Here is a 16,960-nt window from a genome sequence, read left to right as displayed (position 1 = left end):
GGTGACGTTCCCGGCAAACCCGATAGGGTAGCCCTCGAAAGGGACCCATTCCATGTCACAGAGCCACCCCAACCCCGCAGCGGGCATCGCCTTCATGCTTATCGGTATCACTGCGATCTCGGTCAACGACATGCTGATCAAGTTTCTTTCGGGCGGCTACCCGCTTCATCAGATGGTCTTCACGCGTTCGCTTATCGGCATCTGTTTTTCGCTCATCCTTGTGCAGTTCGAAGGCGGCTGGACAATCCTGCGCACGGCACGGCCCGGCCTGCACATTCTGCGCGGGCTGATGATCGTCGTGGCCAACATGTCTTTTTTCACCGCGCTCGCGGCGCTCAGCCTTGCCGAGACGACGGCAACCTTCTTCATCTCGCCCCTGCTCATCACTCTTCTGAGCATCCCGTTTCTTGGCGAAAAGGTCGGCCCCTACCGGATCGGCGCGGTGGTCATCGGGCTGATCGGCGTGATCATCGTGACCCGGCCATGGGAGGGGCTCACCAACCGCGAAGCGCCGCTTTTCGTCTATTTCCTGCCCGTCGCCGGGGCCTTCGCCTACGCCACGACACAACTTCTCACCCGCAAACTCGGGGTGACAAGCCGCGCCTCGGCGCTGGCGGTCTATCTTCAGGGGACATTTCTGGTGGTCAGCAGTCTTTTCTGGCTTGTCGCAGGCGATGGGCGCTTCGCGGAAAAGGTGGACAGTCCCAGCCTCGAATTCCTGCTGCGCGAATGGATGTGGCCGGTCGGTAACGACCTGTGGCTTTTCCTGCTGTTGGGTCTGATCGCGGGCGTGGTGGGCTATTGCATGTCCGCCGCATACCGGATGTCCAACGCTGCCACCGTCGCGCCGTTCGAATATACCGGCCTCCCCCTCGCGATCTTTTGGGGGTGGACGATCTTCGGCGACCTTCCCGATCTCGTGACCACCACCGGCATCCTGCTCATTCTGGGGGCCGGCCTTTTTGTCTTCCTGCGTGAACGCCGGCTCGGGCGGCCCGTTGCGAGCGGGCGGCGAACCCAGAAACGCATGTAGGCGCACGGGTCATTCACCATTGCCGCGACTCGCCCTGTACATACGTGATGCAGACACGATACCGACGTGATACCGACGTCCGGATCGACCCGTTAACCTTTCGGTCGGAACCACGGCACGGACGGCCTGACGGGACGCCGGAACAGGACAGAACCGACAAGAGAGGACGGACATGCTGAACGGGGTGCGCGTGGTCGAAATCGAAGGGCTGGGCCCCGGCCCATTCGCGGCGATGATGCTGGCCGATCTCGGGGCCGAGGTGACGGTGATCCACCGCCGGTCCAAGCCCGATGCCCTGACATCCGACCCCAGCCTTCTTGACCGTGGCAAGCGGTCGATCCTGCTCGACCTCAAGGATCAGACCGATCTGAAGGTTGCCAAGGCATTGATTTTTGGTGCTGATATGCTCATCGAGGGGTTTCGCCCCGGTGTGATGGAGCGGCTGGGACTTGGCCCTGACGAAATGCACGCGACCAATCGGGCGCTCGTCTACGGGCGCATGACCGGATGGGGGCAAACCGGCCCCAAGGCCCACAGCGCGGGCCATGATTTCACCTATCTCGCCAGTTCCGGCGCGCTCTGGTATGCTTCTCCGCCCGGTCAGCCGCCCTTTCCGCCCCCCACGCTTCTGGGGGATGTGGGCGGTGGAGCACTCTATCTTGTGGCTGGGCTTCTTGCGGGGCATATATCTGCGCTCAGAACCGGTCAGGGCACTGTGGTCGACGCCGCCATCGTTGATGGGTCCGCACATATGATGTCACTGCTCATTGCGCTATCGCAGGCGGGCCACATGCCCGAAACGCGCGGCACCGGCCTGCTCGACGGGCCGCATTGGTCGCGTAGTTATGTTTGCGCCTGTGGCGGTCATATCGCGGTGCAGGCGATCGAGCCGAAATTTTATCGTGAATTCATTGACTTGCTCGGGCTCTCTGACGACCCCAAGATGCAGGCTCAGACCGATCCCGCGCTTTGGCCCGCTCAGATCGCACGGCTCACTCAGGTGTTTTCCGCCAAACCCCTGACCCATTGGGCCAAGCTGTTCGAGGGGTCAGACGCCTGTGCCGCGCCGGTTCTGAGCCCGTCTCAGGCCGCCACCGATCCGCATAACGCAGCGCGGCGCATATGGGGCGGCACCCCGCTTCAGCCCGCCCCCGCCCCGCGGTTCGACAACCGGACACCTCCCATCCCGACACCCCCCGCACGCGGACAGGATCACGCCGCCATCCTCTCTGATCTCAAGGATCGCGGCCTGCTCTGAGCCTTGCGTGCTCATGTCCGCGACGGGGCTGCGGCACCGCGCAGGGAGGTCTCGGTCATCTTCCCCGCATCGTCGGGCAACGCATATTCCGAAAGCGCGGCGGAAAGCCTTGCGTGAAACCGCGCCGCCGCGATCCCCATGGGTTGTCCCTTGGCCGTGATCATCGCAAGATCATGCACCACGACCGGATGAAACGGTCGCGCGACAACACCGTCACCCTGTGGCGCATGGCCGTTAACAGGGTCGATCACCGCGATGCCGTTGCCCGCAGCGACAAGGTTGCGGGCAATGGCATAGAAATAGCTCGACGCGCGATATTGCACCCGTGTCTCGGCCTGCGCCAGAAGATGCGCCAATTGACGATCCACCTGATGATCACCTGTAACGGCGATACAGGGCCGCCCCGCCATATCGGCGGGGGTAATCACCTCAAGTGCCGCAAGAGGATCATCTTCACGCATGATCACGACGCAAGCCATCTGATAAAGCCTCGCCTCGATGCCCGCCGCGGGCACCGGCGCGTCGATCAGGCCGATGTCGATCTGGCGGCTTCCGACCCAAGCTGCGACGCGGCGTGAACTGTGGACGCGAAGTTCGACAAACGTGTCGGGATGATCCCGTTGAAACGCCGCCATGACGTTGGGCACAAGGTTATAGGCCATGGCCCCGTTGGTCGCGACGATGATACTGCCAAGCCCGCCTTCGCGGATCTCGCCGGCGCGCTGCTCCACCCGCGCAAGCGCAGTGATCCCCTGCTGCACCTCGTCCCGAAGCAAGAGCGCTTCGTTCGTTGGTGCGAAAAAACCGCGGTCGCGGTGGAACAGGCGAAACCCCAGTTCGCTTTCAAGATTTCTCAACGCCACACTCACCGCAGGCTGCGACAGGTTGAGCCGCGCCGCCGCGCGCGAAACCGATCCGGCCTCGAACAATGCGTTGAACACTTCCAGATGTCGCAGTTTGAGTCGCATGATCACCTCAGTGGTTTGTATAAAAATTCCGAATAGAAGTATTAAAGACATTCAATTGATTAATCCACATCGCTTTCCTACCGTCCGGTAACGCACCTCCCACGTCCACTGGGTCAGGCGCGTTTGCGCAACTCTATTTCGCGCGGGGGGAATGTCTTGTTCGGCACGGATGTAAAACTGAGCTTGTCTGACGTGATGACCAGCGACTGGTCCGATCAGCCCTATTGGGTATGTTCATCCACACCCGCGCACCCGGCGCAAACGTCCGATTTGCCGGGGTCCGTGGATGTGCTTGTGGTCGGGTCCGGCTATACTGGCCTCAACGCCGCGATCGAAACGGCACGCGGTGGGCGCACGACGCTCGTGCTTGATGCCGGGGCGCTTGGCCATGGTTGCAGCACTCGGAACGGCGGACAGATCAGCACCAGCATCAAGCCGTCGCTCGCCAAACTCAGCGCGAAACACGGCGCAGGCCCCGGTCGCGCGATCAGGGCCGAGGGAGAGACCGCCCTCGAATGGATCGAAGACCGCATCACAGCGGAAGGGATCGACTGTGACTTTCGTCGCGTCGGTCGTTTCCATGCCGCGCACAGCGCCCAAAGCTATGAACACCTGACCCGCGATGCCGAAAAGATGACCCGCGAAGAAGGCATCGAGGCAAATGTCATCCCGCGCACGGAACAGCGCGCCGAACTGGGCAGCGATCTCTATCATGGCGGCGTGGTCTTTCCGCGTCATGCCTCGCTTCACCCGGCGCGCTATCACAACGGGCTTCTCGACGTCGCGCGCAACGCCGGGGCCACGGCCATCGGGCATTGCGCGGTCACCGGCATCGAGCGCGGCACAGATGGCTTTACCGTCACGACGGCGCTTGGCACGGTGCGCGCCCGCGACGTGATCGTGGCCACCAACGGCTATACCGGGGGCCTGACACCTTGGCTGCAACGCAGGGTCATTCCCATCGGAAGCTATGTTGTGGCGACCGAACCTTTGCCGGATGACCTGATGACCCGGCTGTTTCCCAAAGACCGCATCGCCAGCGACACCTGCAAGGTGGTCTATTACTTCCGGGCCTCGCCCGACCGGCGGCGCGTGGTATTCGGCGGACGTGTGTCTGCGGGTGAAACCGAAACCAACGTGAGCGGCCCGCGCCTATACGAGGATATGTGCCGTATCTTTCCCGAACTGCGCGACTATCGGCTGTCGCATTCATGGATGGGCACCGTGGCCTATACCTTCGACGAGCTGGCCCATGTGGGCGTCCATGACGGGGTGCATTACGCGATGGGCTATTGCGGCTCGGGGGTGTCGATGGCGTCCTACCTCGGGATGCGCGCGGGCCAGAAGGTGCTTGGCCTTGCCGAAGGCCGCACGGCGTTCGACGATCTGCCTTTCTCGACCCGCCCGCTCTATTCCGGGAAGCCGTGGTTCTTGCCGCCAATGGTGGCTTGGTATCGCTGGCGTGACCGAATGCAGCATCGACGCGCGACCGGAAAGGTCGCGTCATCGGCCTGATCACGAAATACCCGGGCGGCCGCGTCGCCACCCATCCGGGACCAAACTGGGCGACATGAGACGATGCCCCATCTGCGGGGCCAAACGAAAACAGAGGAGGACCGAACAATATGAAACGCACATTAACCCTGTCCCTTGCCGCAGGCCTGCTGGGCACAACTGCCTTGGCCGCCGACAAGGAAGTTACGATCGCATCCTGGGGCGGCTCGTATCAGGAGGCCCAAAGCAAGGCGCTGTTCCAACCCGCCGAAGAGGCCACCGGAATCGCGGTCAAGGAAGTGACCTATGGCGGCATGTCCGACGTCCGCCTTCAGGTCAGCTCGGGTCAGGTCACGCTCGATATCGTCGCCTCGGGCTCGGGCTCGGCGGCAAGGGCCGCCGCCGAAGGGCTGCTTGAACCGCTTGATTACGATGTGATCGACGTGTCGAACTTCTATCCAACCCTTTATTCCGATCACTGCGTCGGCGGCGACGTGTTCTCGACCGTCTATGCGTGGAACACCGACACGTTCGGCGAGGACGGACCTCAAAGCTGGGCTGATTTCTGGGATGTCGAGAAATTCCCCGGAAGCCGCGCCTACCGTGGCAAGGTCGCCGGCGCGCTTGAACCCGCGCTGATGGCCGACGGTGTCGCCCCCGAGGATGTATATGACGTTCTGGCATCGGAAGAGGGTATCACCCGCGCGCTCGACAAGATCCGCGAGTTGAAGCCTCATATCGACGTCTTCTGGTCGTCTGGCGCACAGCATGCGCAGCTCATGAAGGATGGTGAGGTCGATATGACAACCGGCTGGAACGGCCGTTTCGACAACGCCAAGAAGGATGGCGGCAAGGTCGCCTATAGCTTCAATCAGGCGCTTCTTGATTATGATTGCTTTGCCGTTCCCAAAGGCGCGCCCAATCGTGATACGGCGATGGAGTTTCTCGCGGAAATCTCCAAGCCCGAGTATCAGGATGACCTGCCGAAATACATCACCTACGGGCCGACCAACAAGGCCGCTTATGACACTGGCGTGATCTCCGAGGAGACCGCGGCAGGCTTGCCTTCGTCGCCCGAGAACGCCGCGATGCAGCTTCCGGTTTCGCTTGATTGGTATGCCGAATGGGAAACCACCGCCGCCGAAATGTATCAGGAAATGCTGACCGAATAAGGGTTGCGACAACGTAACAAAGCCGCGGGCGCCCAACGCGCCCGCGGCATCACGGACAGGGATGGTTCATTGAGCGATACAAACAAGGACGCGCTACCGATCACGGTGCGCAATGTTACGAAAACCTACGGCAACGTCTACGCGCTGGACGATGTCTCACTCGACGTCAAAAGCGGTGAGTTCCTGACGCTTCTCGGGCCATCGGGCTCGGGCAAGACGACGCTTCTCATGGTGCTCGCGGGTTTTACCCGGCCCGATTGCGGCAGCCTCAAGTTCGGCGACGAGGAGATGATCCGCAAGCCGCCGCATCTACGCGACGTGGGCATGGTGTTTCAGAATTATGCACTATTCCCGCACATGACCGTGGAAGGCAACGTGGGCTACCCGTTACGCCTGCGCGGGGTCTCGAAGCAGGACGTCGCGACCCGCGTCGAGCGCGCCCTCGATACGGTTCAGCTTGGCGGCTATGGCGGGCGCCGCATCACCGAACTGTCTGGCGGACAGAAACAGCGCGTGGCGCTGGCCCGGTCGATCGTGTTCGAGCCCCGCATCTTGCTTATGGATGAACCGCTCTCCGCGCTCGACAAGAAACTGCGCGACCGCATGCAAATCGAACTGCGGCACCTGCACGAACAACTTGGTATGACCACGGTCTATGTGACCCATGATCAACGCGAGGCCCTGACCATGTCGGACCGGGTCGCGGTGGTGAACCATGGCCGCATCATGCAGCTTGCCGGACCGCAGGAACTTTATGACCGACCCGAGAACAAGTTCGTGGCCGACTTCATCGGCGATTCGAACTTTCTGAGTGTCACACGCGAGGGTGGCACCTTGACCGCAGGCGGCGTAAAGCTCCGAACGAGCTGCAACGTGCCCGAGGGGGACAGTCTTGCGCTGATGCTGAGGCCCGAGCGGATTCATCTGCTTGAGGACGCAGCGGATGACGAAACCAACGTCTTTGACGCCACGGTGACGGAAGTTGTCTATCAGGGCGAAAGCTTCCTGCTTTATGCCAAGCTGTCCGATGGCTCCGAAGTGGCAGTGCGCGGGGCGATCCGCGCCGACACCTTCGCCGGGCTTCCCCGCGCCGGTGCGCCGGTGCGCCTCGGGCTGGCTGCTGCCGACACGGTACTCATTGCCGACCGGGAGGGCTGATCATGGCCACCACCGATATCAATGCCGGCGGCCTGCGTCAGGACGAACGGATGGAACGGCTGAAGCTTTTCGGTCTGGCCTCGCCCGCGCTGCTTTTGGTTCTGGTCATCCTCGTCATTCCCGTCGGCTGGCTTTTCTATGTGTCGTTCGTCGGCGCCGATGGCAGCTTCTCGCTTGAGAATTACGAACGGATGATCGAACGCAAGTCCTATGCGCGTATCTTTCAGACCACGTTCGAGGTCAGCATTCTGACCACCGGCCTGTGTATCCTCATCGGCTATCCACTGGCTTACTTCATGTCGCAGCTGCCTCAGCGGCTTGCCAACCTGTGCCTGCTCGCCGTGCTTCTGCCGTTCTGGACCTCGCTTCTGGTGCGCACCTATGCGTGGCTCGTGCTCCTTCAGAAACAGGGGCTTGTGAACAATTGGGCGATATCGCTCGGCCTGTGGGACGAGCCGCTCAAGATGGTGCATAACCTCAACGGGACGCTGATCGGGATGGTGCATATCATGCTGCCATTCCTCATCCTGCCCACCTATGGCGCGATGAAGGCGATTGACCGGGACTATCTCAAGGCCGCGTCAAACCTTGGAGCCAGTCCACGCCGCGCATTCTGGACAGTGTTCTTTCCGCTTTCCACTCCGGGTCTTTTCGCCGGTTCTTTGATGGTCTTTGTCCTATGCCTTGGTTTCTTTGTAACGCCCGCGATCCTGGGTGGCGGCAGGGTGATCCTCGTGTCGATGAAAATCGTCTCGAATATCGAGCTTTTCGTGAACTGGGGTGCTGCATCGGCCCTTGGGGTGGTGCTGCTCGCGATGACCATCGTGGTTCTTTGGGTGGCCTCACGCTTCCTCAACCTCGATCAGATGACGGGAGGCGGACACTGATGCTGACATGGCTTAAATCTCCGGCCTCCGAGACACAGGTCACCCATGGTCAACGGCTCTGGCTTTATGTGCTTGCGATCATCATCATGATCCTTTTGGTCGCACCGACCCTGATCGTGATCCCGATGTCCTTCTCGGACTCGCAATACCTTGAGTTTCCGCCCGAGACATGGTCGACCCGCTGGTATTCACATTATCTCAACTCCGACGAATGGATGCTGGCCACGCGAACATCGTTCATGGCGGCGTTCCTGACAATGCTGGTGGCGACACCAATGGGCGTTCTGGCGGCCTATGGGCTGCACGCCTCGAAGGTTCCGTTCATCCGCGCGGCCTTCGTGATGCTGATCACGCCGATGATGGTGCCTGTTGTGCTGATCGCCGTGGGGGCGTTTTATGCCTATGTGAAGCTCCAGATCCTTTATACCATGACCGGGCTGGTGCTGGCGCATTCGCTTCTGGCTATTCCGCTTGTGCTGATCGTCACTGGCTCGGCGCTCAAATCCTATGACATGAATCAGGAGATGGCGGCGCGCTCGCTGGGGGCAGCGCGATGGAAGGCGTTCCTGACCATCACGCTGCCGCAGATCCGTTTCGCTGTCGTGACCTCGGCACTTCTGTCCTTTCTGGCGAGTTTTGACGAAGTGGTGATCGCGATGTTCATCTCGGGCGGTGACAATCCGACGCTCACACGCTCGATGTTCAACGCCCTGCGCGACCAGATCGACCCGACCATCGCCGCCATTTCGACCATCATGATCCTCGTCACCACGTTGATGATGGCGCTGGCACAGATTTTCGGGCGCGGGAAAGAAGGCTGAACAGCGTTCGCTCGGCTGGCCCGTCTTGGGCCAGCCATCTTTGATCAATATGCCCGGCGCCTGAAAATATCCGACCCGAGGATCGACCACCTCAGTTCCGGGGCTGCGTCAGCCAAGTCTGTACGAACATTTTCGCCTGCGCACACGCCTCGTCAAGCTCACGCCCTAGCGCCAGATGTGCGGCAATGGCCGAGGCCAGGGCACAGCCTGTTCCGCGCCTGGCGCGCGCGACGCGCGGCGCGCCAAGGCGGCGATGCCCGTCGGGGCCAAAAAGGTGATCCGTGCAGGTCCCACCGCTGGCATGGCCGCCCTTGATCAGGACCGCCTGCGCGCCGTGCTCTTGCAATGTCCGGGCCTGCGCCGCGATCTCGTCGTCATTCTCGGCCACGGGCCGATCGGTAAGCTGCGCCGCTTCGATCAGGTTCGGGGTGATCAGCGCGACCAACCCGGCAAGGGGCCTGAAAGACGCCTCGTTGCCAAGGACACCACCCGAACTTGCCCTCAGAACCGGGTCAAGAATGATCGGCACATCATGGGGTGCCAACCGCGCGGCAATCACTTGGGCCAATTCCGTACTGCCGATCATGCCGATCTTGACCACGCAGGGCGCCGTATCGGCAAAAGCCGCGTCAATCTGTGCGGCAACCACGGACGCCGGAATCGCAAAGGTCTCTTGCACCGCGCTGTCGGTCTGTGCGGTGACACAGGTCACAACCGGCTTTGGATGGCATCCGAACCGCGCCACAACTGCCGTGTCCTGCGTCAGGCCCGCACCACCGCTGCTGTCGGTTCCGCCGATCATCAGGACACAGGTCATCCCGAGGCGCTCATCGCCAAGAGCGCAAGATCGTCATGGCCCACCTGCCGAAGCCGCTCTGCCGCGCGCCACGCGCGCAAACCCGTGGCACAGCACAGCACGACGCGCCGTCCCGAAACCACCCCGATATCTGTGACCTCTTCGGGGCGCGTGCGAAGGGCCTCGGCGCTGACGGCATCGGGGGCGTCCTCCATGGACCTGAGTTCGACCACCTGATCGTCTGGCAAAAGGTCCGCCCGCGAGACGAAAGGCAGGGACACGCGTGGCTCCGGCGCACCGTCGAAGACGAACCCGCCAAAACGCAGTGCCGTCATGTCACAGCGTGTCAGCCGACCCAGCGGGGACGGAGCGATCCCCAGCAGGATTTGCAATACCATTTGTGCCTGAAGCGCACCGATCATACCCACGACCGGCCCCATGACCCCCGAACTGGCACAGGTCGCGCCGGACGATGGCAGGTCGGGAAAGACCGCCCGCAGCGACGGGGCACCGCCGCAAAATCCGCCCACATACCCCGTGAATCCCAGCGCCGATCCCGAGATGAGAGGGCGCGGCGTGCGCATACAGGCATCCGACAGGATGTAGGAAACGGCGAAGCTGTCCGCGGCATCCACGACCACGTCTGCACCGGCGACAAGCCCATCGGCATTTCCGGGGTGCACCGCGCCAAACCATGTCTCTACCGAAACCGCCGGATTGGCGGCGGCGATATGATCGCGCGCCGCCGAGACTTTGGATCGGCCAATGTCGGACATCCGGTAAAGCGTTTGCCGATGCAAGTTGCTTTCTTCCACGTGATCGGGATCGACCAGTATCATGCGCTTCACGCCCGCCCCGGCAAGATATTCAATCACCGGAGATCCAAGCCCGCCGGCCCCGACGACAAGGACATGCGCCCCGGCAATTCTGCGCTGCCCCTCTTCGCCGACCTCGGCCAAGGCGATCTGTCTGGCATAGCGGCTCATGGCGAACAGGCCCTGATCCACTCACGGGTGCGGGCTTCGGGATGTTCGGCACACTGGATGTCGGTCACCACCGCCGCGCTGTCCGCTCCCGCAGCCAGAACCGCTTTTGCCCGCTCGGGCGTCAGCCCACCAATCGCAACAAGCGGAACCGCCCCCGCCAGTCGCTTCCACCGGGCGACGCGGTCAATCCCTTGCGGTGCCCATGCCATCTTCTTGAGGCGGGTTGGATAGACCGGGCCCAGCGCGACATAGGCCGGATCATGCGACAATGCGCGCTCAAGCTCATCCTCGTCATGGGTCGAAAGCCCGACCCGGACACCCGCACGGCGCAGCGCGGCAAAGTCGGCAGTTTCCATGTCCTCCTGACCCAGATGCACAAAGCCACAGCGCATGTCGAGCGCGTGACGCCAATGATCATTGACCACAAGTTGCGCGCCATGGACCGCACAGAAATCACGCGCTCGGGCGATCTGGCGGCGAACCTCTGGCTCAGGCTGATCCTTGAGGCGCAATTGCACAAGCTCCACCCCTTGCGGCACCAGAAACTCCAGCCGCCCGACATGCCCCACGATGAGATAGAACCGCGCGATCATGTCAGCCCCGCCAATCCCAGGACGGGGGTTGATGGCACCGCCATGTCACGCCGCTCCATCGGGCCCGCGTCCCACCCCGCGCGGCCCGCATTTATGGCGTCCGCCATGGCCCGCGCCATGGTGACCGGGTTTCCGGCCTTGGCGACAGCCGTATTCAAAAGAACCGCATCCACCCCCAGCTCCATCGCCTGACAGGCATCCGAAGGTCGCCCTATGCCTGCGTCCACGATAAGTGGCGTGTCCGGAAAATGCGCCCGCATCGACCTCAGGGCGTCAGGATTGCGAAGCCCCTGCCCCGACCCGATGGGCGCACCCCACGGCATCAGAACCTCGCACCCCGCAGCAAGAAGCTTGTCACCCACCACCAGATCGTCGGTTGTGTAGGGAAAGACCGCGAAACCCTCGGCGCACAGAATACGCGCCGCCTCGACAAGGCCGAATACATCCGGCTGCAAGCTGTCTCCATGCCCGATCACCTCGAGCTTGATCCAGTTGGTGCCAAACACCTCACGCGCCATATGCGCGGTCGTCACGGCCTCCTGCCCCGAATGGCACCCGGCCGTGTTGGGCAGGATACGTGCTCCCGTCTCGCTCAGCGTATCCCAGAATCCCGCCCCCGAACCATCAGCCGTTTCGCGGCGCAATGAGACCGTGATAACCTCACAGCCGCTAACACGTATCGCTTCGGTCAGGATCGCGGGCGACGGATATTGTGCCGTGCCCAGCAAAAGCCGCGAGGTCAGATCAACATCGTAAACCCTCATCTCAGCCCCCCTGCATCGGGGCCAGCACTTCGAGCCTGTCGCCCTCCTTCAGCAATGTCGCCCCACGATCGATGCGCGGCACAAAGGCCCCGTTCAGGGCTGTGGCAAGGGCCGCACCGGGAAAGCCCAGCTCATCCAGCGCATCCGCAAGCGTGGCACCGGTAATCTCACGGGGTTCAGAATTCACAGATATTTTCATTCGTCATCTCCGGGACAAGTTGGTCGGCAACCCGGGCCGCCATGGCCGGGGCAAGAAGGAAGCCGTGTCGGTAAAGACCGTTGAGACAGAGGGTGCCGTCATGCCGCAGGATGCGCGGCAGATTGTCGGCAAAGGCGGGCCTAAGCCCGGCGCCGATCTCCATAACACTGGCCTCGGCAAAGGCGGGGTGAAGGGTATAGGCCGCCGACAGCAATTCCGACAGCGACCGCACCGCCGGTGGACGCTCCGATGAGCTTTCGATCATCGTGCCGCCAATCATGTAGACGCCGCCCCCACGCGGCACGAGATAGAGCGGCATGCGCGGATGCAGGAGCCGCACCGTGCGAGTGATCGTCACGTCCGCCGCATGCAGGATCGCCATCTCGCCGCGCACCGGGCGCAGACCGGGAAGACCGGCGGCGATACCCGTGCAATCAAGGTCCACTGGCCTTGTGGCCCGCTCTCCCCACCGAATGGTTCCGCCCATTTTTCGCACCTCGATTGCGAGGTCGCGCAATGCGCGGCGCGGATCGAGATGCGCTTCGCGGTCAAAGGCGAGACCTTCGGCAAACCGCCCTGCAAGCGCCGGCTCCATTGCACCCACCTCGCCCTCGGAAAGGGGTCGGTGGCCGGTGGTGCGGCGGGCAAAACGCCGTAGCTCTGCGCGATCCCGTGGCGGCGCCACAACGAGCGTGCCGCGCCTGACAACCGGTGTTACCCGCGCCCACCAATCGACCGCCGTCGCCCCGAGCGCGACAACCGCATCCTCCGCGCTTTCACACTCGCACCATGGGGCGAGCATGCCCCCCGCAAAGCGTGCGACGCTCGCCTCGCCCGGACCGCCTGACGGGTCATAAAGGGTCACCTGCGCACCCCGCCTGAGCAATTCCAAAGCGCAGACGAGACCGGCAAGCCCGGCCCCCGCGATGGTGATCATTCTTCGTCGCCCTCCACCGGAACATAGAGATCGCCGCCCTCGCGGAACTTGGCCGCCATCGCCTCCATACCCTCTTTCTGCGCCTCGGCGCGGATGTCGTGGCTGATCTTCATCGAGCAGAATTTCGGCCCGCACATCGAGCAGAAATGCGCCACCTTGTGCGCCTCCTTGGGCAGGGTCTGATCGTGAAAATCACGGGCCGTCTCGGGGTCCAATGAGAGGTTGAACTGATCCTCCCAGCGGAACTCGAACCGCGCGCGGGAAAGCGCATCGTCGCGCCGTTGCGCCCCCGGCAGGCCCTTGGCCAAATCGGCGGCATGGGCCGCGATCTTGTAGGTGATCACGCCGGTTTTCACATCGTCGCGGTCGGGCAGGCCGAGATGCTCCTTGGGTGTCACGTAGCACAGCATCGCACAGCCGAACCAGCCGATCATCGCCGCCCCAATGCCGCTGGTGATGTGGTCATAGCCCGGCGCGATGTCGGTGGTGAGCGGCCCGAGCGTGTAGAACGGGGCCTCGTGACAGCACTCAAGCTGCTTGTCCATGTTCTCCTTGATCTTGTGCATGGCGACATGGCCCGGCCCCTCGATCATCACCTGGCAGTCCTTCGCCCATGCGATCTTGGTCAACTCCCCAAGCGTCTCAAGCTCGGCGAATTGCGCGGCATCGTTGGCATCGGCGATGGAGCCGGGGCGCAGCCCGTCACCCAGCGAAAAGCTCACGTCATATCGGCGGCAGATGTCGCAGATTTCCTCGAAATGCTCATAAAGGAAGCTCTCGCGGTGGTGATGCAAGCACCACTTAGCCATGATCGAGCCGCCGCGCGAGACGATCCCCGTCACCCGGTCCACGGTCATCGGCACCATGTGCAGGCGCACGCCAGCGTGGATGGTGAAATAGTCCACGCCCTGTTCGGCCTGCTCGATCAGCGTGTCGCGGAACACCTCCCATGTTAGGTCTTCTGCCACGCCATTCACCTTTTCCAAGGCCTGATAGATCGGCACGGTGCCGATGGGCACGGGGGAATTGCGGATGATCCATTCGCGGGTGTTGTGGATGTTGCGCCCGGTGGAGAGGTCCATCACCGTATCCGCGCCCCATCGGATCGCCCAGACCAGCTTGTCCACCTCTTCTTCCATTGACGATGTGACAGCAGAGGTGCCCATATTGGCGTTGATCTTGACCAGGAAATTGCGCCCGATGATCATCGGCTCAAGTTCGGGGTGGTTGATATTGGCGGGAATGATGGCGCGGCCCGCCGCCACCTCGTCGCGGACGAAGTCCGGGGTCACGTAATCGGGAATGTTTGCCCCCCAGTCATTACCGTCACGGTCATTTCCCTCGACCTCGCGCAATTGATTTTCCCGGATCGCGATGAACTCCATTTCCGGTGTGACGATCCCGGCCCGCGCATAGGCAAGTTGCGTGACGGCACAGTCGCCCTTCGCCCGAAGCGGGCGCGATCGGACCGGAAATTCGGGGGTCAGGCGGTCGCCCTGCACAAAACCGTTATCCTCGGGCTTCACGATGCGCCCGTCATACTCTTCGATATCGTCACGGGCCACGATCCACGCCCGGCGCAATGGCGCAAGTCCCTGCCGTATGTCGGTGTTCACCCCCGGATCGGTATAGGGGCCGGAACTGTCATACACCGTCAACGGCGGCTCGCCCGCGGTGGGGTGCACCGCGATTTCGCGCATGGGCACCCGGATATCGGGATGGATGTCGCCCGGCACGTATATCTTGCGCGAGGCAGGCAATTCACCGGTGGTGGTTTTCGGATTGGGGATGTTCATTTCGGTGCTCCTCAAGCTTCCACTCAAAAAGACACCAGAAGATGTTTGGACGGGAAACACCGGGGGGCCCGGCCTCTGTGCCTCGCCCTCCCCTCGGGTCTGCACATGTCATGGCCATTGGCCACAATGTTGCAAACCTAGCTTCCTACGCCAGTATCAACTGGGTCAGGTTCAAAGGGTCGCGACACTGCAGCATGCGCTGCTATCCGCCTCTCAGTCCCTCGGTCGGGACTCCCCTGCGTGCGCCATGGATAGGCAATTGGCCGGCGCGGAGCAACACCAAATCCGGACATGCGCAATCAGCAGCCGCGCAGGCGGTGTTCATGCTGACGAAGATCGGCGGAGTTTCGTCCACGCATCGTATTGCGACAGAAACACCTCACCGTTGAGTGTGTCGAGGAAATGGGTTGCCTTCAGACGGTCCATGACCGGCCCCTTGACCTCGGACAGGTGGAATCCGACATCCATGTCTTTCAACCGCTGGTTGGCGGCTTCGAGGCTTTCAAGCGCGGAAAAATCGACCTCGTTCACGGCCGAGAACATCAGCACCACGTTCTGAATGCCATTTCCTTCGACCACACGCTTCTGGATCAGATCCTCGAGGAAACGCGCGTTGACGAAATAAAGGCTTTCATCGACGCGAAGCGTCAGGAGGCTTGGGTCCGTCTCGACCGCATGGCGAAGGATATTGCGGAAATGCTGTGTCCCGGGAACCAACCCGACCTCGGCGAAATGAGGTTGCGAGGTTTTGTAAAGATGTAACAGAACGGAAATAGCGACACCCGAGGCCACGCCGACCTCGACCCCCAGTCCAAGGGTCAGAAGGATCGTGGCGGCAACAGCCGTAAAATCCGCCTTGGAGTAGCTCCACGTCTTACCAAGGATCGAAAAATCCACGAGGCTCAGAACCGCCACGATAATGGTCGCCGCAAGGGTGGCGTTCGGCAGATAATAGACCAGAGGCGTCAAAGCGACGGCCGCAACAGCAAGACCAATGGCGGTAAAAGCGCCCGCTGCGGGCGTTTGGGCCCCTGCATCGAAATTCACGACGGAACGCGAGAAACCCCCAGTGACGGGATAGCCGCCGGAGAATGCGGCACCGATATTGGCCATTCCCAGTCCGATCAGCTCCTGATCGGGGTCGATCCTTTGGCGTTTCTTTGCGGCGAGCGTCTGAGCCACCGAAACCGACTCCACGAAACCGATGATCGAAATCAGGATCGCCGGAAGCAGGAGCGCGCCGACTAGATCCGGGGAGACCTCGGGACGCGTGAACGGCGGGAGGCTTTGCGGCACCTCGCCCACGATGTTGACCCCCTGCGCGCCCAGCTCCAGCCACCAGACCGCGACCGTGGTCGCCACGACCGCGCCAACCGGGCCGGCCTTGGTCAGGATGTCAGCCATAAGAGCCGGCGTCCCCATCCGCTTTAGCAGCGGCTTAAGCCCCTTGCGCACCCAGAACAGGAACCCGGTTGCCGCACTTCCGATGGCGACGGTCCAGATATTCGTCTCGTCCAGATGCGAGAAAATGGAGCCTAGCAAATCCGGCAATGTATGGCCCTGCGCGGTCACTCCGAGGATATGCTTGAGTTGGCTGGTGGCGATCAGGATACCTGACGCAGTGATAAACCCCGAGATGACCGGGTGGCTTAGAAAGTTGGCAAGAAAGCCAAGCCGAAATATCCCAAGAAGAAGTAGAAACCCACCGGACAGAAACGCCAGCGTCAGCGCGGCGACGGCATATCCGGCGGTGCCCTGCTCGGCGACCTGTCCGACGGCGGCCGCTGTCATCAGGGAGACGACAGCAACCGGCCCCACCGCCAGCGCACGGCTTGTTCCAAAGATCGCATAGAGGATGATGGGAGCGATAGAGGCATATATCCCCGCTTCTGGTGGCAGGCCCGCCAGAAGCGCATAAGCCAGCGATTGCGGGATAAGCATGATCGTCACGATGACAGCGGCGATCAGATCGTTGGACAAGGTGCGCCGGTCATAGGAACGGCTCCAATCAAGAACGGGAAGATAGCGGCGAAGATTGGGCATGTTGATCTCTTGAGAAGGGGGCGGACAGGACGATCACGCGCCCCGCACACGCATC

At 62.1% G+C, this 16,960-nt stretch carries 16 protein-coding genes and 1 riboswitch; of the genes, 7 read left to right on the top strand and 9 right to left on the bottom strand.

Annotated features, from left to right (window positions below; translation table 11 throughout):
- The first annotated feature begins 52 nt into the window (after window positions 1–52).
- Window positions 53–1,033, top strand: a complete 981-nt coding sequence (locus V8359_RS13200) for a DMT family transporter (protein ID WP_336429433.1) — start codon at window positions 53–55, stop codon at window positions 1,031–1,033.
- A 172-nt stretch (window positions 1,034–1,205) separates the two neighbouring features.
- A complete protein-coding gene (locus V8359_RS13195) occupies window positions 1,206–2,291 on the top strand; it encodes a CaiB/BaiF CoA transferase family protein (RefSeq protein WP_336429432.1) in 1,086 nt (361 codons plus the stop codon).
- Window positions 2,292–2,302: 11 nt separating this feature from the next.
- Here the strand turns inward: V8359_RS13195 and V8359_RS13190 are convergent, their stop codons facing one another.
- On the bottom strand, window positions 2,303–3,259 hold the full coding sequence (locus V8359_RS13190; RefSeq protein ID WP_336429431.1) for a LysR family transcriptional regulator: 957 nt from the start codon (window positions 3,257–3,259) through the stop codon (window positions 2,303–2,305).
- A gap of 156 nt (window positions 3,260–3,415) precedes the next feature.
- Here V8359_RS13190 and V8359_RS13185 point away from each other — a divergent pair, with 156 nt between their 5' ends.
- The 5 genes from V8359_RS13185 (at window position 3,416) to V8359_RS13165 (ending at window position 8,791) form a co-directional block, all read left to right on the top strand.
- A complete protein-coding gene (locus V8359_RS13185; RefSeq protein WP_336429429.1) occupies window positions 3,416–4,774 on the top strand; it encodes an NAD(P)/FAD-dependent oxidoreductase in 1,359 nt (452 codons plus the stop codon).
- A 110-nt stretch (window positions 4,775–4,884) separates the two neighbouring features.
- Complete coding sequence (locus V8359_RS13180) at window positions 4,885–5,925, top strand: polyamine ABC transporter substrate-binding protein (RefSeq protein ID WP_336429427.1); 1,041 nt, start codon at window positions 4,885–4,887, stop codon at window positions 5,923–5,925.
- Between the two features lie 69 nt (window positions 5,926–5,994).
- Window positions 5,995–7,083 (top strand): ABC transporter ATP-binding protein, encoded by a 1,089-nt coding sequence (locus V8359_RS13175; RefSeq protein ID WP_336429426.1) that lies wholly within the window; start codon window positions 5,995–5,997, stop codon window positions 7,081–7,083.
- Between the two features lie 2 nt (window positions 7,084–7,085).
- Window positions 7,086–7,970: an ABC transporter permease gene (locus V8359_RS13170; RefSeq protein WP_336429424.1), complete on the top strand. Its 885-nt coding sequence runs from the start codon at window positions 7,086–7,088 to the stop codon at window positions 7,968–7,970.
- Window positions 7,970–8,791: an ABC transporter permease gene (locus tag V8359_RS13165; protein ID WP_336429423.1), complete on the top strand. Its 822-nt coding sequence runs from the start codon at window positions 7,970–7,972 to the stop codon at window positions 8,789–8,791. Before V8359_RS13170 ends, V8359_RS13165 begins: the two co-directional genes overlap by 1 nt.
- A gap of 91 nt (window positions 8,792–8,882) precedes the next feature.
- Here the strand turns inward: V8359_RS13165 and thiD are convergent, their stop codons facing one another.
- The 8 genes from thiD to V8359_RS13125 all read right to left on the bottom strand — a co-directional run bounded on the left by thiD (window position 8,883) and on the right by V8359_RS13125 (window position 16,905).
- On the bottom strand, window positions 8,883–9,608 hold the full coding sequence (gene thiD, locus V8359_RS13160) for a bifunctional hydroxymethylpyrimidine kinase/phosphomethylpyrimidine kinase (RefSeq protein ID WP_336429422.1): 726 nt from the start codon (window positions 9,606–9,608) through the stop codon (window positions 8,883–8,885).
- Complete coding sequence (locus V8359_RS13155; RefSeq protein ID WP_336429420.1) at window positions 9,605–10,573, bottom strand: HesA/MoeB/ThiF family protein; 969 nt, start codon at window positions 10,571–10,573, stop codon at window positions 9,605–9,607. The genes thiD and V8359_RS13155 overlap by 4 nt, the downstream gene beginning before the upstream one ends.
- Window positions 10,570–11,163 carry a thiamine phosphate synthase gene (locus V8359_RS13150; RefSeq protein WP_336429679.1) on the bottom strand — a complete coding sequence of 198 codons (594 nt, stop codon included), beginning with the start codon at window positions 11,161–11,163 and terminating at the stop codon, window positions 10,570–10,572. Before V8359_RS13150 ends, V8359_RS13155 begins: the two co-directional genes overlap by 4 nt.
- Window positions 11,163–11,930, bottom strand: a complete 768-nt coding sequence (locus tag V8359_RS13145; protein ID WP_336429419.1) for a thiazole synthase — start codon at window positions 11,928–11,930, stop codon at window positions 11,163–11,165. Before V8359_RS13145 ends, V8359_RS13150 begins: the two co-directional genes overlap by 1 nt.
- 1 nt (window position 11,931) lies before the next feature.
- Complete coding sequence (gene thiS / locus V8359_RS13140) at window positions 11,932–12,117, bottom strand: sulfur carrier protein ThiS (RefSeq protein ID WP_442970377.1); 186 nt, start codon at window positions 12,115–12,117, stop codon at window positions 11,932–11,934.
- Window positions 12,107–13,066, bottom strand: coding sequence for an FAD-dependent oxidoreductase (locus V8359_RS13135; RefSeq protein ID WP_336429416.1), 960 nt, complete (start codon window positions 13,064–13,066; stop codon window positions 12,107–12,109). The genes thiS and V8359_RS13135 overlap by 11 nt, the downstream gene beginning before the upstream one ends.
- Window positions 13,063–14,862 carry a phosphomethylpyrimidine synthase ThiC gene (gene thiC / locus V8359_RS13130; protein WP_336429415.1) on the bottom strand — a complete coding sequence of 600 codons (1,800 nt, stop codon included), beginning with the start codon at window positions 14,860–14,862 and terminating at the stop codon, window positions 13,063–13,065. Before thiC ends, V8359_RS13135 begins: the two co-directional genes overlap by 4 nt.
- A 125-nt stretch (window positions 14,863–14,987) precedes the next feature.
- Window positions 14,988–15,110, bottom strand: a riboswitch (TPP riboswitch).
- A 73-nt stretch (window positions 15,111–15,183) separates the two neighbouring features.
- Window positions 15,184–16,905: a SulP family inorganic anion transporter gene (locus V8359_RS13125; protein ID WP_336429413.1), complete on the bottom strand. Its 1,722-nt coding sequence runs from the start codon at window positions 16,903–16,905 to the stop codon at window positions 15,184–15,186.
- Window positions 16,906–16,960 lie beyond the last annotated feature (55 nt).

Source organism: Roseovarius sp. E0-M6 (assembly GCF_037083845.1).
In the GTDB taxonomy this organism is placed as follows: domain Bacteria; phylum Pseudomonadota; class Alphaproteobacteria; order Rhodobacterales; family Rhodobacteraceae; genus Roseovarius.
Note: the sequence above shows the minus strand (reverse complement) of the source record. Positions and strands in the feature narration are given on the sequence as shown.

Bases quoted from the DNA above. Each gene is read 5' to 3' on its own strand.
- V8359_RS13200 (WP_336429433.1), top strand. From the start codon at position 53: ATGTCACAGAGCCACCCCAACCCCGCAGCGGGCATCGCCTTCATGCTT.
- V8359_RS13195 (WP_336429432.1), top strand. From the start codon at position 1,206: ATGCTGAACGGGGTGCGCGTGGTCGAAATCGAAGGGCTGGGCCCCGGC.
- V8359_RS13190 (WP_336429431.1), bottom strand. From the start codon at position 3,259: ATGCGACTCAAACTGCGACATCTGGAAGTGTTCAACGCATTGTTCGAG.
- V8359_RS13180 (WP_336429427.1), top strand. From the start codon at position 4,885: ATGAAACGCACATTAACCCTGTCCCTTGCCGCAGGCCTGCTGGGCACA.
- V8359_RS13170 (WP_336429424.1), top strand. From the start codon at position 7,086: ATGGCCACCACCGATATCAATGCCGGCGGCCTGCGTCAGGACGAACGG.
- V8359_RS13165 (WP_336429423.1), top strand. From the start codon at position 7,970: ATGCTGACATGGCTTAAATCTCCGGCCTCCGAGACACAGGTCACCCAT.
- thiD (WP_336429422.1), bottom strand. From the start codon at position 9,608: ATGACCTGTGTCCTGATGATCGGCGGAACCGACAGCAGCGGTGGTGCG.
- V8359_RS13155 (WP_336429420.1), bottom strand. From the start codon at position 10,573: ATGAGCCGCTATGCCAGACAGATCGCCTTGGCCGAGGTCGGCGAAGAG.
- V8359_RS13145 (WP_336429419.1), bottom strand. From the start codon at position 11,930: ATGAGGGTTTACGATGTTGATCTGACCTCGCGGCTTTTGCTGGGCACG.
- V8359_RS13135 (WP_336429416.1), bottom strand. From the start codon at position 13,066: ATGATCACCATCGCGGGGGCCGGGCTTGCCGGTCTCGTCTGCGCTTTG.
- thiC (WP_336429415.1), bottom strand. From the start codon at position 14,862: ATGAACATCCCCAATCCGAAAACCACCACCGGTGAATTGCCTGCCTCG.
- V8359_RS13125 (WP_336429413.1), bottom strand. From the start codon at position 16,905: ATGCCCAATCTTCGCCGCTATCTTCCCGTTCTTGATTGGAGCCGTTCC.